This is a genomic window from Hallella colorans, assembly GCF_003096815.1.
GTDB classification, from domain to species: Bacteria; Bacteroidota; Bacteroidia; order Bacteroidales; family Bacteroidaceae; genus Prevotella; species Prevotella colorans.
Genome location: NZ_QENY01000060.1, coordinates 1 through 1,258, shown reverse-complemented (window position 1 = coordinate 1,258; position 1,258 = coordinate 1). Strand labels below are relative to the sequence as shown.

Genomic DNA, 1,258 nt, shown 5'->3' with positions numbered 1-1,258 from the left:
AAAGATATTTTAACTATGTTTGTCCGCAAAAAGAAATATCCATCTGGCAATATCGGAGTTATCGTTGTCGAGAAAATTGGAGGCAAAATGAAGGAACTTGCCACAATTGGAGTAGCCTATAATGAAGGTGAGGTTGAAAATCTTGTCATTGAAGCAAAAGAATGGATTTCCAAAGAAGAATGTCGCCGTCATCCTCAGCTCGATTTGTATGGTGAGGAACGTGAGGCCTGCGACCGTGAGCGTGAAGAAGTCCGTCGTGTCCTGTCCAATGTCAGCAATATCTTTCTCAACGGATGCGACTTGATATTGGACCGCACGTTTGACAGGATTGGTTTCAATCGTATTGACGATGATGTATTCCGCAAGCTTGTTAAGGCTCGTTTGGCATATCCAACAAGCAAGGCTGCCACGGTGGAATACCTGAAAAACCACTTTGACGAAGATATGGATCTCTCAAAAATCTATCGCTATCTTGACAAGCTTAGCGACCATCAGTACGAAATCGTACAGGACATAAGCGTGCAACATACAGCTAAACTGTTTGGTGGCAATATCGGCGTGTTATTCTATGATGTCACCACACTTTACTTTGAAGCGGATTATGAGGATGAATTACGCAAGACAGGTTTCTCGAAAGAGGGACGTCACAGTAATCCTCAAATCATACTTGGACTGCTTGTCAGCCTTGGTGGCTATCCGCTTGCCTATTGCATCCATGAAGGCAACAAATATGAGGGTCATACGATGCAGCCGACGATAAACGAGTTTGTAAGCAAATACGGATTGGAGAACTTCGTTGTGGTGGCAGACTCCGGTCCGATGAACAATGCCAACATAGCAGAACTTGAATCGCACGGCTACAAGTATATAATAGGTGCGAAGATAAAGAAAGTCAGCAAGTCAAGAACAGGATACTGGAACAGCCCAAGCGCGACTGCCAAATGGTTGAATATGACAAAGGAGGCGGACGCCGTCTCCTAGTTGGCTATACAGATGACCGTGCAAAGAAAGATGCCTATAATCGGGAAAAGGGAATACGCAGGCAGGAAAAGGCTTACAAGCATGGTGCACTCATGAAAGGCAATATTAACAAAAGAGGCTATAACAAGTTTTTATCGATGGATGGCGAAGTGAGAGTCACCATCAATTATAATCGTGTTGCTGATGATTCTCGTTGGGATGGTCTTAAAGGGTATCTCACCAATACAGATATACCAATACAGGACGTATATACAGCATATCACAACCTTTGGCATGT

At 43.7% G+C, this 1,258-nt stretch carries 1 pseudogene; it reads left to right on the top strand.

Annotated features, from left to right (window positions below):
• Nucleotides 1-15: 15 nt before the first annotated feature.
• Nucleotides 16-1,258 (top strand): annotated as a pseudogene (locus tag C7379_RS12570) (IS1634 family transposase); the annotation flags it as partial.